The organism is Brevundimonas sp. C43, assembly GCF_030732185.1.
Lineage (GTDB): Bacteria > Pseudomonadota > Alphaproteobacteria > Caulobacterales > Caulobacteraceae > Brevundimonas > Brevundimonas diminuta_C.
Window position 1 is genome coordinate 2674478 of record NZ_CP132231.1, and the last position, 13476, is coordinate 2687953.

At 66.5% G+C, this 13476-nt stretch carries 16 protein-coding genes; 10 read left to right on the forward strand and 6 right to left on the reverse strand.

Going from position 1 to position 13476, the window contains the following annotated elements; all coding sequences use genetic code 11:
- Positions 1-29: 29 nt before the first annotated feature.
- Together Q9R14_RS13430 and Q9R14_RS13435 are read left to right on the forward strand one after the other, a co-directional pair.
- The gene (locus Q9R14_RS13430) at positions 30-716 is read left to right on the forward strand and encodes a response regulator transcription factor (RefSeq protein WP_039246636.1); all 687 of its coding nucleotides are present in this window, start codon (positions 30-32) and stop codon (positions 714-716) included.
- 41 nt (positions 717-757) lie between these two features.
- Positions 758-2062 (forward strand): S41 family peptidase, encoded by a 1305-nt coding sequence (locus Q9R14_RS13435; protein ID WP_306002722.1) that lies wholly within the window; start codon positions 758-760, stop codon positions 2060-2062.
- A 48-nt stretch (positions 2063-2110) separates the two neighbouring features.
- On the opposite strand, the gene Q9R14_RS13440 is transcribed toward Q9R14_RS13435, so the two are convergent.
- The gene (locus Q9R14_RS13440) at positions 2111-2698 is read right to left on the reverse strand and encodes a hypothetical protein (RefSeq protein WP_306002723.1); all 588 of its coding nucleotides are present in this window, start codon (positions 2696-2698) and stop codon (positions 2111-2113) included.
- Positions 2699-2760: 62 nt separating this feature from the next.
- On the opposite strand from Q9R14_RS13440, the gene Q9R14_RS13445 reads away from it, so the two are divergent.
- Complete coding sequence (locus Q9R14_RS13445; RefSeq protein WP_306002724.1) at positions 2761-4209, forward strand: PLP-dependent aminotransferase family protein; 1449 nt, start codon at positions 2761-2763, stop codon at positions 4207-4209.
- A gap of 3 nt (positions 4210-4212) precedes the next feature.
- On the opposite strand, the gene Q9R14_RS13450 is transcribed toward Q9R14_RS13445, so the two are convergent.
- From Q9R14_RS13450 to Q9R14_RS13465, 4 genes are all read right to left on the reverse strand, one after another.
- Entirely contained in the window at positions 4213-5010 is a 798-nt protein-coding gene (locus tag Q9R14_RS13450; RefSeq protein ID WP_306002725.1) for an exodeoxyribonuclease III, read from the reverse strand.
- A 216-nt stretch (positions 5011-5226) separates the two neighbouring features.
- Complete coding sequence (locus Q9R14_RS13455) at positions 5227-5730, reverse strand: hypothetical protein (RefSeq protein WP_306002726.1); 504 nt, start codon at positions 5728-5730, stop codon at positions 5227-5229.
- A gap of 46 nt (positions 5731-5776) precedes the next feature.
- Complete coding sequence (locus Q9R14_RS13460; RefSeq protein ID WP_306002727.1) at positions 5777-6709, reverse strand: Gfo/Idh/MocA family oxidoreductase; 933 nt, start codon at positions 6707-6709, stop codon at positions 5777-5779.
- A gap of 4 nt (positions 6710-6713) precedes the next feature.
- Positions 6714-7877 carry a DegT/DnrJ/EryC1/StrS aminotransferase family protein gene (locus tag Q9R14_RS13465; RefSeq protein ID WP_306002728.1) on the reverse strand — a complete coding sequence of 388 codons (1164 nt, stop codon included), beginning with the start codon at positions 7875-7877 and terminating at the stop codon, positions 6714-6716.
- A 175-nt stretch (positions 7878-8052) separates the two neighbouring features.
- Between Q9R14_RS13465 and Q9R14_RS13470 the strand changes: the two genes are divergently transcribed.
- The 3 genes from Q9R14_RS13470 (at position 8053) to Q9R14_RS13480 (ending at position 10580) form a co-directional block, all read left to right on the forward strand.
- Positions 8053-9129 (forward strand): AGE family epimerase/isomerase, encoded by a 1077-nt coding sequence (locus Q9R14_RS13470; protein ID WP_306002729.1) that lies wholly within the window; start codon positions 8053-8055, stop codon positions 9127-9129.
- On the forward strand, positions 9126-9635 hold the full coding sequence (locus Q9R14_RS13475; protein WP_306002730.1) for an HAD family hydrolase: 510 nt from the start codon (positions 9126-9128) through the stop codon (positions 9633-9635). The genes Q9R14_RS13470 and Q9R14_RS13475 overlap by 4 nt, the downstream gene beginning before the upstream one ends.
- A 63-nt stretch (positions 9636-9698) precedes the next feature.
- The gene (locus tag Q9R14_RS13480) at positions 9699-10580 is read left to right on the forward strand and encodes an alpha/beta hydrolase (RefSeq protein WP_306002731.1); all 882 of its coding nucleotides are present in this window, start codon (positions 9699-9701) and stop codon (positions 10578-10580) included.
- Here Q9R14_RS13480 and Q9R14_RS13485 read toward each other — a convergent pair.
- On the reverse strand, positions 10577-11551 hold the full coding sequence (locus tag Q9R14_RS13485) for an ABC transporter ATP-binding protein (protein WP_306002732.1): 975 nt from the start codon (positions 11549-11551) through the stop codon (positions 10577-10579). The two genes, Q9R14_RS13480 and Q9R14_RS13485, sit on opposite strands and share 4 nt — an antisense overlap.
- Positions 11552-11736: 185 nt before the next feature.
- Between Q9R14_RS13485 and Q9R14_RS13490 the strand changes: the two genes are divergently transcribed.
- The 4 genes from Q9R14_RS13490 to Q9R14_RS13505 all read left to right on the forward strand — a co-directional run bounded on the left by Q9R14_RS13490 (position 11737) and on the right by Q9R14_RS13505 (position 13465).
- Positions 11737-12030, forward strand: a complete 294-nt coding sequence (locus Q9R14_RS13490; protein WP_306002733.1) for a hypothetical protein — start codon at positions 11737-11739, stop codon at positions 12028-12030.
- Positions 12031-12086: 56 nt separating this feature from the next.
- Positions 12087-12326 (forward strand): zinc-finger domain-containing protein, encoded by a 240-nt coding sequence (locus tag Q9R14_RS13495; RefSeq protein WP_017505425.1) that lies wholly within the window; start codon positions 12087-12089, stop codon positions 12324-12326.
- An 81-nt stretch (positions 12327-12407) separates the two neighbouring features.
- Positions 12408-12848, forward strand: a complete 441-nt coding sequence (locus Q9R14_RS13500; protein ID WP_306002734.1) for a VOC family protein — start codon at positions 12408-12410, stop codon at positions 12846-12848.
- A complete protein-coding gene (locus Q9R14_RS13505; RefSeq protein WP_017505427.1) occupies positions 12848-13465 on the forward strand; it encodes a DUF6655 family protein in 618 nt (205 codons plus the stop codon). The genes Q9R14_RS13500 and Q9R14_RS13505 overlap by 1 nt, the downstream gene beginning before the upstream one ends.
- Positions 13466-13476 lie beyond the last annotated feature (11 nt).

Sequence of the window (13476 nt, forward strand, 5' to 3'; positions counted from 1 at the left end):
GGGGGCCAAGCCTCGCCATTGTCTGTCCCATGCCTACGCCCAAGACCATTCTGATTATCGACGACGACGACGACCTGCGCGAGGCCCTGGCCGAGCAGCTGAACCTGCATGAGGAGTTTCGGACCCAGCAGGCGTCGACCGCCACGGACGGGGTGCGGATGGGGCGCGAGATTCGCGCCGATCTGATCCTGCTGGACGTCGATCTGCCCGACATGGACGGCCGCGAGGCCTGTCGCCTGTTGCGCAAGGACGGGGTTTCGACCCCCGTGATCATGCTGACGGCGCAATCGGCGGACGCCGACGCCATCCTGGGTCTGGACGCCGGGGCCAACGACTATGTCACCAAGCCCTTCCGGTTCGCCGTGCTGCTGGCGCGCATCCGCGCTCATCTGCGCAGCCATGAACAGTCCGAAGACGCCGTCTTCACCATCGGCCCCTACGAGTTCCGGCCCGCCGCCAAGGTGCTGATGGACTCAAAGGGCAAGAAGGTGCGGTTGACCGAGAAGGAAACCAATATCCTGAAATACCTCTATCGCGCCGGGGCCAAGCCGGTGTCGCGCGAAGAGTTGCTGACCGAGGTCTGGGGCTACAACGCCGGGGTCACGACCCATACGCTGGAAACCCACATCTATCGCCTGCGGCAGAAGATCGAGCCCGAGCCGGGCCATGCGCGTCTGCTGCTGACCGATGCGGGCGGATATCGGCTTCAACCGTAGAACCGTCTGGACGACAGCGTTCGCGCAGGCGATGAAACGGCATGATCGCCGCCTTCGCTCTCGCCGCCCTGCTCCAGCAATCACCGATGCCGTCCGTGGCGCCGGACGGCGTGTTTCGATCGCGCGGCTATGGTCTGGTGATCGTCCGCGCCGGGCTAGACATCAGGGTCTATCACGAGGCCGGCGGGGCCTGCTGGCCGGACGCTGATGGCGAAGATCTGAAAGACAGCTTCGCCGCCGCCGTCCCTGTGGCTGACGGCATAGGCTTGACCGAAGCGCACGACGATCAGGCGAGCATCTATGTGTTCGACAGGCTGCCGGCTCTGCCCCCGGCCTGCCAACATCCAGATCAGAGCGACCGTGCCGCCGTCCTGGCCGTCGCGGATTTGATGCAGGCCTACTATCCCGGTTTCGAGACTCGAAAGATCGATTTCCAAGCCCGTCGCAGAGATGTGCTTGCGCGTCTTTCGCAGACGTCATCCCCCAGCCAGGCGTTCGCCGCCGCTGCCGAACTTCTGTCAGGACTGGATGACGCACATATCGAACTGAGCGCAGAAATCGAAGGCCGCGCGCAGGACCTTCAGGTGTCGAGCGGACGAACCCTGGACGCGGTAAACGCCCGCTCCGAGCCAAGGGCCGAGAGGGCGTGGCTGGGCGCGTGGCGCGAAGGCGTCCTTCAGACCATTCTTGACGGTGAAGGTCACGCCGTCGCCAACAACCGGGTCTTCTGGGGGTTGAACGACGGCGTAGGCTATCTGGCGATCGTGACCATGGGAGGGTTCGACGCCGAGGACGCCGCTTCCACAGAGCCGCTGGAAGCCGCGCTGGACGAAGCGATGATCGCTTTCGACGGGGCGCGAGCGGTCATCGTGGACGTGTCCAACAACCGCGGCGGCTATGACTCTGTCAGCCGGTTGATCGCGTCGCGTTTCGCCGACCAGCCGCGCGTCGCCTACACCAAGAGGGGCTGGGCATCGGGCGTCGCTCCGCAGGTCGTGGAGGTGCGACCCTCGGATCGGCCGAGCTATCACGGCCCCGTCTGGCTTCTGACCAGCGACATCACCGTCAGCGCCGGCGAGACATTCAGCCAAATGATGACGGTATTGCCCAATGTCACGCACGCCGGGACCCGAACGAGAGGCGCGTTTTCGGATCAGAGCCCCATCGTTCTCGCCAATGGTTGGCGCTTCGCCATGCCGATGGAGCTTTACGTCGATCCGCAAGGCCATCCGCTTGAAGGACGCGGGTTGACGCCGCAGGTCCGCATCGATCTCTATCCCGAGGGCGATCTAGACCATCGTCACGCCAAGGCCGTGAAGGCCTTGATGCGACGACTGTCGCATTAGGCCGCTTCACCTCGATCAAACCGGCGGACGGACCAAGGCTGACGGAATCTATCGGCGGATCGTGAAAAGCGGCAGGAAGACGTGCACCAGCGGGCCGATGGTCAGGGCGTACAGCACCGTCCCCAACCCGACCGAACCGCCCAACAGCCAGCCGACGGCGATGACGGTTAGCTCGATGGCCGTCCGCACCCATTTGACCGGCCAACCTGTGCGCGCGACGATGCCGGTCATCAGGCCGTCGCGGGGACCGGGACCGAGACCCGCGCCGATATAGGCACCGCTGGCCACGCCGTTCAGGACGATGCCGGCGATCAAAAGGCCGGCCCGGAGCGGTAGGCCCAGGTCGGACGAAATCCAGTCGAGGCCGAAGTTGGCGACTGTGCCGATGACCAGCACATTGGCCACGGTCCCGATCCCTGGTTTCTGGCGCAGGGGAATCCATAGAAGCAGCACAGCCATACCGATCAGATTGACCACTAGACCGAAGCTGACTCCGCTGGGTTTCGCGAGCCGCTCGAACACCCCTTGGTTCAGCACGTCCCACGGATCCAGACCGAGATCGGCGCGAACGATCAGAGCGATGGAGAGGCCGTAGAGAAATATGCCGATGAACAGCTGGATCAGGCGACGGGTCATAGATCGACCAGATGCGCCAAACTGGCTATCGGAAACAGAGCCAGTTATGCCATTCTGGCCTCATGTCTTCGCGGTCGATCGGTCTTGTTTCCCTGACACGCCATCTCGGCGCCTGGCGGTCGCCGGGCGCTGGCGCAGCCTATCGGCAGCTGGCGGGAGCGGTACGACTGCTGATTCTGGATGGCCGACTGCCCTTGGCGGCGCGGTTGCCCGGCGAACGGGAACTGGCCCAGGCGCTGGGCCTGAGCCGAACGACCGTCTCGGCCGCCTACAGACGCCTGCGGGATGACGGGTTCCTGACCGGCGGGCAGGGCGCCGCCGCGCGCACCAGCCTGCCAACCGGACCGGCGCCGCGTCATGAGACGACGCAAACGGACAGGTCTGGCCTGGTCGACCTGACCGCCGCCGTCCTGCCGGCCGATCCCAATGTGCATGCGGCCTATGTGCGGGCGCTGGAGCGGTTGCCCGCGAACCTGCCGGGACATGGGTATGAGACGGCGGGGCTGGAGGAACTGCGTGAGGCGGTGGCGGCCGGCTATCGGCGGCGCGGCCTGGCGACCTCGTCGGGGCAGATTCTGATCACGCACGGCGCGCACAACGGCTTGGTGCATCTTGTGCGCCTGACGACGCGCCCCGGCGCCCCGGTGGTGTTCGACCACCCCACCTATCCGCAGGCGATCGACGCCATACTGGCGGCGGGCGGTCGCGCTGTCCCCGTCGCCTTTCCGGACGGCGAAGGCGAGGAGGGTTGGGATGTCGAGGGTCTGATTGCGGCCTGCCGAAGCAGCAATGCGGCGATGGCCTATCTGGTGCTTGACCACAACAATCCGACCGGGCGGATGATGCGAGCGGCGGACCGGACGCGCCTGCTGGCGGGGCTGAAGGGGTCCGAGACCCTGCTCGTGCTGGACGAGACCCTGGTCGAGCTGACCTTGAGCGGACCGCCAGCGCTCAGCGCCTCCGCCGTCGATGCGCCGCGGATCGTCAGGCTGGGATCGATGTCCAAAAGCGTCTGGGGCGGTTTGCGCATCGGCTGGATCCGCGCTGACCGGGCGGTGATCCAGCGCTTGGCCCAAAGTCGCGCCAGCTTCGATCTGGGTGTTCCGATCCTGGAGCAGCTGGCGGCGGTCGAACTGTTGAACGACGGCGGCAAGGCTCTGGCGGTGCGTCGGCCCCTCTTGCGCGCCCGGCGGGATCATCTGCGGGCGCGGCTCGCTGAAAAACTACCTGACTGGGTCTGTCCGCGCCCGGCTGGAGGATTGTCCCTGTGGGCGCGGCTGCCCGGGCCGATCAGTTCCGCTTTGACGATCGCGGCCGAGGCCGAAGGCCTGCGCCTCGCCGCCGGTCCGCGATTCGGCGTCGACGGCGCCTTCGAACGTCGGTTGCGCCTGCCCTACACCTTGCCGGAAGATCAGTTGGACGAGGCGGTGGTTCGGCTGGGGCGCGCCGTCAGGAAGGTCGGCCGGGGTCGCAAGGCGCCGGGGTCAGTCAAGCCGGTCGCCGTCTATTGAAGATCAGACGTCCAGATCGACCGTGACCGGCGCATGGTCGCTCGGGCGCTCCCACTCGCGGACGTCGTCGTGGATGCGGGCGGTGTCCTTGACCACGGCGGGGGTCAGGCCGGGCGACGTCCAGATGTGGTCCAGGCGCAGGCCGCGATTCGATTTGCGGAAGTCGGCGGCGCGGTAGCTCCACCAGCTGGCCAGTTTCTGCGGCTCGGGGAAACGGTCGCGCAGCACATCGGCGAAACCGCCCGTCTCCTGAAGCCGGTTCAGGGTCTCGACCTCGATCGGCGTGTGGCTGACGATCTTGGACATATAGCGGTGGTTCCAGACATCGCCTTCGCCGGGGGCGATATTGAAATCGCCGGCCATGACCAGGGGACGAGACTTGTCCTGCTTGGCCACGATGGCGGTCAGCTGTTCATAGAAGTCCATCTTGTGATCGAACTTGGGGTTCAGCGCCCGGTCGGGAACGTCGCCGCCGGCCGGAATGTAGAAGTTCTGCACGTCGATGCCGGACACGCGGGCCGAGACGCAGCGCGCATGACCCAGTTTGCAGACCTGGAAGGTATCGCTGTCCTCAAGCGGCAGACGGCTGGCGATGGCGACGCCGTGCCAGCCCTTCTGGCCCGCCACGCGAAGGTGGGGCATGCCCATGTCCTCGAAAGCGCCCCGCGGAAACTGGTCGGTGGTGCATTTGATCTCCTGCAGCATCAGGACATCGGGCGCGCGTTCGGCGACGAAGCGGGCGACCTGGTCGATGCGCAGGCGGACGGAGTTGATGTTCCAGGTGGCGAGGCGAAGGGTCATGCCCCCGTCTAGCAGGCGTGCGGCGTAAAAAAAGCCCGGCCGCGACGGGCCGGGCTATGGGAGGTTCGTCTCTCTCGCCGCCGGGGAGGGGGATATTCCAGGGCGGTAGAACGGCCGCCGCCGTTCCTGTGCCCAAAGTGTCACTGGCGAGAATAAAAGTCAAACCGTCACAATCGACGCTTGCACGTGCTCATTATGAAACAGTCAGGGCGCGGATCAGTCTCGCGGCGTTTGCGCTTGCGGGGCCGTCGCCCATTCGCCGCGCCAGTCGTAGCTGAGCGTCACGCAGTGCCGATAGGCGCCGTCCGACCATCGACCCACCGCCTGCATGGTCAGGGAACGGGGCGCACGCACGCGGCCCAGGATCACCCAGACCTCGTCGGCGCCGGGACACAGGGCGCGCGACAGGCCGCGGCCGTCGCCGTCCTGATCGATCGCATAGATGTCGTTTTCCTCGGCGCCTTGCGGCAGGACGCGTCGCGCGGCGTCCGGTCCGCCACGCGTGAAACCGGCCGTGCCGCGCGCGGTGGTGGAGAACAGACGCTCCACCTGCACCGCGCCGAACAGACCGCGCCGCACCTGCAAGGTGACGCCCTTGGTCAGCGCCTGGGTGATCCGGTCCGACGCATTATAGGCCAGGTAGCGGGTGTCCGCATGGGCGGGCGCCGCCGCCGAACCGACGGCGATCAGGGCGAGAGCGGTGGCGGTGATACGGCGCATGCGTCTCTCTTCCTCAGGTTTTGCGGCGAGAACGGGGCTGATCCGATCAGTGCTCGCCAAGGCAGCGCAGCGCGACCTCGAGATTGCGCAGACCGTCTTCGCCGGTGACCGCCGGCGTTTCCCCGGTCGTGATGGCGCGGGCGAAGGCCTCCAGTTCTTTTTTCAGCGGTTCGGCCGGCCAGCTGTTCAACATACGGGTCGAATAGGAGCCATCCGGCTGCTGGCCGAAATATTCGGTGACCTGGCGCGTGATCAGATCGGCGACGATGAATTTGGTCTTGGTCGCGACCTGCAGCGTGCGGGTCTTGTAGGGGGTGACCCAGTTGGTGGTGATGTGGGCGATCACCCCGCTGTCCAGGCGGAATTGAAGCAGGGCCGTATCTTCGCGATCGGCGCGGGTGTGGGCCAGTTGCGGCTGGACCTCGACGATCTCCGAGCCCGTCAGGTGGCGGATGATGTCGATGTCGTGCACGGCCAGATCGATGACCACGCCAACCTCGCCCATGCGGGGCGGGAAGGGACCGACGCGGGTGATCTGGATCGAGATGATGTCGTCGTCGGCGACGGCGCGCTTGACGGTCTCGACCGCAGGATTGAAGCGCTCGACCTGACCGACCATCAGGACCCGGTCATTGGCCTTGGCCGCATCGATCATGCGCTGGGCGTCGGCGACGCTGGCGGCGATCGGCTTTTCGACCAGGACGTGGACGCCCTTTTCCAGCAGGGCGACGCCGATTTCGGCATGGAATCGGTTGGGCGTGGCGACGATGGAGGCGTCCAGACCGGCGTCGACGAAGGCCTGGGCCGTCGTGACGGGCGATGCGCCATAGGCGGCGGCGACGCCCTCGGCCGTCACCGCATCGGGATCGAAGACGGTGGTCAGGTCGAACTCGCGCATCTCGGCCGCGACGCGCGCATGGTTGCGGCCCATGACGCCGACGCCGGCGACGCCGATCTTGAGGGCGGGGGTGTTCGGCATCGGCTTAGCCCTTGTAGCTGGCGACGGCGACGACGACCTTGTCCTGGGTCGCCTCGTCCAGATCGGCGTGCATCGGCAGGCTGAGGACTTGGGTCCTCAGCCGTTCGGTGACGGGCAGGCCGCCCGCGCCCTGCGGGAAGCGCTGATAGGCCGGCTGCATGTGCATCGGCACCGGATAATAGACGGCGGTGGGCACGCCGTGATCCTTCAGGTGCGCGGCCAGACCGTCGCGATCCTCATGCTCGATCGTGTACTGCGCCCAGATGGAGACGCCGCCGTCGATGACGTGGGGCACGGCCGAGACATGGGGCGCGAGGCGTTCGTTGTAACGGGCGGCGATCCGGTTGCGCCATTCGATCTCCTGACCGAAGACCTTCAGCTTCTCGATCAGGATGGCGGCCTGGATGGTATCCAGCCGGCTGTTCATGCCGATGCGCATGGCCAGATATTTGGGGTCGTGGGCGAAGGCGGCGGCGCCGGCCTCCAGGTCCTTGGCGACGACCTTGCCGTGCACGCGCAGGGAATCCATTTCCTGCGCCAGATCGTCGTCGTCGGTCAGCACCGCACCGCCGTCGCCGTAGCAGCCCAGGGGTTTTGCCGGGAAGAAGCTGGTCGTGGTGACATCGGCCCACTTCAGCGGATGGTCGCCGTTCAGGGTGCAGCCGAAACCTTGCGCCGAATCCGAGATCAGCTTCAGCCCATGGCGGTCGCAGATGGCGCGGATGGCGGGATAGTCGGCGGGCTGGCCGAACAGGTCGACGGCGATGACGACCTTGGGCGTCAGGCGCCCTTCGGCCTTGACCGCTTCGATGGCCGCCTCAAGCTTGGCCGGGTCCATATTGTAGGTGTGGGCGTCGACGTCCACGAACACGGGCGAGGCGCCCAGCCACGGCACGACCTCGGCCGTGGCCGTGAAGGTGAAGCTGGGGCAGAAGACGGCGTCGCCGGTGCGGACGCCCCAGGCGATCAACGGCAGGATCAGGGCGTCGGTGCCATTCCCGCAGCCCAAGGCGTGTTTGGCCTGACCGAAGGCGACGAGGTCTGCCTCGAACTGACGGACCTGCGGACCCATGACCCAGGCGCCGCCGACGACGGCCTCCTGAACGGCGGCCTCGATCTTGCCGCCGAGGCGCTGGCGCTGGGCCTGAAGGTCGATGAAGGGGATCATGAGGGACGCTCTCCACGGGGGATCGGGGGCGGCGGCCGGACAGGCGGGCCGCGAATCTCGGGTCGTCCTAGCAAGATCGGGCGCGCGGGCCAAATCGCGCGGCGTCACATCGCGTTGCCCTTTGCTACCGCACACAGGCCTTGGCGCCCGTCGGCTTGCGTCCTAAGCCAGCGCCATGACGACACTTTCCGCCGCCCGGACCAGGGTCTCGAACTGGCTGTTCGACTATGCCCTGCCGCTGTGGGCCGAGCGGGGCGTGGACGCGCAGGGGCGCTTCTTCGAGCAGCTGGATTTCGATGGCCGGCCGGTGATTGGTCTTCGTCGTCGCACGCGGGTTCAGGCGCGTCAGGTCTATGTGTTCTGCGAAGCGGCGGCCTTGGGATGGGCGCAGGGCCGTGCGGTGGCCAAGGCCGGGCTGGATCAACTGATAGCCGACCGCCGACGTGACGACGGCCTTTGGGTCGCGGCGACCGATGACGACGGCGTTGTGGTCGATGAGACGCCTGATCTTTACGACCTGGCCTTCGTTCTGTTCGCGCTCGCGGCGGCGCACCGCGTCCTGGATGATGCGCGAGCGCGGCCCCTGGCGCTTGAGACGCTGGCCGCGATCGATCGGTTGATGGCGTCTTCGCAGGGAGGATGGGAGGAGGCCCTGCCGCCGCGCCTGCCGCGTCGTCAAAATCCCCACATGCATATGCTGGAGGCCATGCTGGCCTGGCAGGCGATTGCGCCCGATCCCGCGTTCGAGACGGCGGCGCGGGTGTCGCTGGACCTGTGCAAACACTGCTTCCTGATCGACGGCGCGATCCGCGAATATTTCACTGAGGACTGGTCCGCCGATACAGCGACGGGTCACGTGATCGAGCCGGGCCACCTCGAAGAATGGGCCTGGCTGTTGCAACAAGCCGGGGGCGGCTCTGATCTGGCCGCGGCGCTACATCGTCGAGCGGCGGCGCAGGGTTATCGCGACGGATTCGCCATCCGAGAGATCGGCCCGGCGGGAGAGGTGCTGGATGGCGGGCGGCGTCTATGGGCTCAAACCGAGGCCATTCGCACGGGGTTGAGTTTTGGCGACGCCGGCGTTTCGGCCCTGATCGCCGCCGTGTTCGACACGCATCTGGCGACCGCTGTGCCGGGCCTATGGGTGGACAGCTACGACGCCAAAGGCCGCTCTCACGATGCGGCGGCGCCCGCGTCCAGCCTCTATCACCTGATAACCGCCTTTTCTGAATTGCTACGGAGCGATGCATGACCGGCCGGCCCGCCGCCTTTCTGGATCGGGACGGGGTGCTGATCGAGGACAGCGGTTATCCGCATCGTCCGGAGCATCTGACGCTGATCCCCGGTGCGGCGTCGGCGGTGCGGCGGATGAACCAGGCCGGTTATCGCACCGTGATCGTGACGAACCAGTCGGGCGTGGCGCGAGGCCTGTTCAGCGAAGAGACGATGAACGCCTTCAACGATTTGCTGGTCGCGCGACTGGCCGAAGAGGGGGCGATCATCGACGCCGTCTATTCCGCGCCCTTCCATCCCGAGGCGATCGAGGCGCGCTATCGCCATCCCGACCACCCTGATCGCAAACCCAATCCGGGCATGTTGCTGCGGGCCATCGCCGAGCACGCTCTGGATCCGACCCAGTCCTTCATCATCGGCGATCAAAAGCGTGATCTGCAGGCCGGCGAGCGGGCCGGGGTGGCGGGCTATCTCTTCGAAGGCGGCGATCTGGACGCTTTCGTGCGCGATGTGGTCGGTCTCTAGGACCGGACGTCGCATTTCCTCGCCTGGTGAATTACTTTGAGCCAAAATCGGAGGACATCGCCAATGAGCGCGCCTTATCCATTCGTTGAACGCCGCTGGACCTCGCCGGATGGGCTCACGCTCTTTGCGCGGGATTATGCGCCCGCCGCCGGAACTGCGCGGCCGCCGGTGATCGCCATCCACGGCCTGACCCGCAACAGCGCCGATTTCGAAGCCATCGCGCCGCTGCTGGCCCAGAGCGGGCGGCGGGTGCTGGCGGTGGATGTGCGCGGGCGTGGCCTGTCGAACCGTGCGCCCGACCCCATGACCTATATGCCCGATGTCTATGCGCGCGACGTTCTGGCCCTGATGGAGCAGGCCGGGATCGACCGCGCCGTCTTCGTCGGCACCTCTATGGGCGGGCTCATCACCATGGCGCTGACGGCGATCCGGCCCAAGGCGGTGGTCGCGGCGATCCTGAACGACATCGGGCCGGAGGTGGCACCGGAAGGCTTGGCGCGGATCGCAGCCTACAGCGGCCAGCCGATCGAGATCGGCTCGTGGGCCGATGCGGCGGCCTATGCGAAGCGGATCAATGCGGTGGCCTTCCCCCATTATACGGATGCGGACTGGGACGCCTTCGCGCGACGCATTTTCCGCCAGCAGCCCGACGGCGAGATGGCGCTCGACTACGATCCCGACATCGCCGTGCCGATCCGCGCGGCGGGGGCCAAGGCGTTGGTCCCCAATCTGTGGCCCATGTTCCGGCGGCTGGCGAAGAAGAGGCCGACGCTGCTGGTGCGGGGAGCTAACTCTGACTTGCTGAGCGCCGACATCGCCGCGCGGATGAAGAAGGCGGCCCCGACGATGTCTTATGTCGAGGTTCCTGGCATCGGCCACGCGCCCATGTTGGACGAGGCCGAGGCCAAGGCGGCGATCTTCGAGTTCCTGGCCGAGGTCGATTAGTCCTTGGTCGGATCGACCCGTGACGTATCGCCGTAGGTCAGGGCCAGGAAGACGTCCTCCAGGTCCGGATCTTCGGTGGTGATGTCGGCGATGGTGACGCCGGCGGCGCGCACGGCGTTGATGACCTGCTCGACCGACGACTGCCCCTTCTTGTAGGCGACCGCGAAGGCGCCGCCCGGACGGTGCGTGACCTCGAAGCCAACCAGCACCGGCGGCGTCGCCTGGGGCGTTTCCGGGGTCACGACCACATTGCGACTGTCCAGACGGCGCAGAAGCTGCGGCGTCGGTTCGCAGGCCACCACCTCGCCCCGGTTGACGATGGCGATGGTGTCGCAAAGCTCTTGCGCCTCTTCGAGATAGTGGGTGGTTAGGACGATGGTCACCCCCTCCTCGTTGATGCGGCGGACGTAGGCCCACAGCTGGCGACGCAGTTCGACGTCCACGCCGGCCGTCGGCTCGTCCAGGATCAGGATGGGCGGATTGTGGACCAGGGCCTTGGCCACCATCAGGCGGCGCTTCATGCCGCCGGACAGGGCGCGGACATAGGCGTTGGCCTTGTCCGACAGGCCCAGCGCGGCCAGAAGTTCGTCGGACCGGCGCTCGTCCTTGGGCACGCCGTAAAAGCCCGCCTGCACCTCCAGTGATTCGCGCGGGGTGAAGAAGACGTCGGCGACGATCTCCTGCGGCACGACGCCCAGAGCGGCGGCGGCGTCGCGCGGCTCCTTGTCGATGTCGCGGCCCCAGATGGTCACCGAGCCCTCGGACTTCTTCACCACCCCGGCCAGGATGTTGATCAGGGTCGACTTGCCGGCGCCGTTCGGGCCCAGCAGGCCAAAGACGGAGCCGCGCGGAATGACCAGATCGACGCCGCGCAGGGCCGTCTTCGGGGCGGCTTTTTTCGACCCGGCATAGGTCTTCTTCAGGCCCCGCACCTCGATGGCGTTGTCGGGCAGGGCGGGGGTCTCAGACATGGTCGGTTATTCACTCGGACGGGACGGCGAGCGGCATAGGTAGGGCGAGGGATCGCAATCGCCAACCTGTCTCACCGACAGCATCAGACAAGCAGGCCTGTCCATGTGTCAATGATGCTTGACTTTAGCATTTTGCGTGTCTAGCTTGCTTGTCATAAAGACAACCAAACTTGATGGAGACCGTTGTGACCGCCGTTCAAAAAGCCAAGACGCCTCTGACCCGCACCCGCCTGATCGGCTTCGTCGCTATGGCGGTCTGCGCAATCGGCTACATCGGTGGAGGACTGGCGCTGCTGGCGGGCAAGACTGATCAGATCGAGATGACGCATGCCGCCATCGCCGGCGCCGCTCTGCTGCTGATCGGCGAGATCGGTCTGTGGGTCGGCGCGGCCTGTCTGGGCCTGACCCTGTTCAAGAAGCGCAAGGCGATGCTGAACCGTCTTCTGGGCCGTCGCCCGGCGGCGCCCAGCAAGGTTTGACCTTCGGGGCCGGTCCGCCTAGGAAGCCCGCAAGCCTTTCAGACCCGGACCGGACCATGCCTCCCCGCCATTCCGACGCCATCATCCCGCCGCCCGAAGAGATCGTCGTCTCGACCAAACGCGTGGCCTGCGACGGCGGCGGCGGGGCCTTGGGGCATCCGCTGGTCTATATGGACATGGGCGAGGACGACTTCATCGAGTGCGGCTATTGCGACCGGCGTTTCGTCCTGTCGGCCCAGGCCCACGACGAGAACGAATATCTGAGCCCCGCGGCCCGCGCGCCCGAGGCCCACTGAGACCGTAACCTCAGTTCAGTCGCGGTGTTGCGGCGGTTGGGTCTATAGACGGCTGACACGCTGTTCGGACGGAGACGAGCCTTGCGCTATCTGCACACCATGGTCCGGGTAAAGGACATCGACGCCTCGCTGCACTTCTATTGCGACCTTCTGGGTCTGCAGGAGGTGCGCCGCACCGAGAACGAGGCGGGCCGGTTCACGCTCGTGTTTCTCGCCGCGCCCAAGAATCTTAAACAGTCGGCGGCGGAACGCTGTCCCGAGGTTGAGCTGACCTTCAACTGGGATCCGGAAGAGTATCAGGGCGGCCGCAACTTCGGTCACCTGGCTTATAAGGTCGATGACATCTACGCCGCCTGCCGGACGCTGATGGATGGCGGGGTGACGATCAACCGTCCGCCGCGCGACGGCAACATGGCCTTCGTCCGCTCGCCCGACGGCATCTCCATCGAACTGCTTCAGGAAGGCGCGCCGCTGGCGCCGGCCGAGCCCTGGGCCTCCATGCCGAACGTCGGCGCCTGGTGATGACGGCGCGGACGGCGGCTCTGCTGACGGTTGCGGCGGTCGTGCTGTCGGCCTGCGCCTCGACCACCGAGAGCAACACCGGCCGCACAGCGACGGAGCAACTGCTCCTGGCGCGCGCCTCGGACCGGGCGGTCGAGGGGCTGGTCCTGCCGCTGCCGACAGGCGCTTCGGTCTTCATCGACGACGCCTATTTCCAGGGCGAGGGCACCCGCTACGCCGTCAGTGCGATACGCGGCGCGATCTCGGACGCCGGTTTCAGCCTGGCCCGCAACAAGGACGAGGCGAACGCCGTGTTCGAAATCCGCGCCGGCGCGCTTTCGCTGGAGCAGATGCGGCGCGTCTTCGGCATCCCCGAGATGCGGATCCCGATCAACGAGACCTTCAACGTCGTCTCCCTGCCGGAACTGTCGGTCTATAGCCACCGCGACCGGGTCGGGGTCGCCGAGTTTTCCGGCTTCCTCTACGAAGCCAAGACCGGTGCGCCGCTGGGCGCGGTGGTGCCGATGATCGGCACCTATCGTATCCGCAGCCACAAGGCTTTCATGGTCGTGTCCTGGGGCCAGCAGCAGGCCCAGCCGGGTCAACGCGATCCCGGATCGAGCTGGACCGAATTCTGACGCTGACGCGG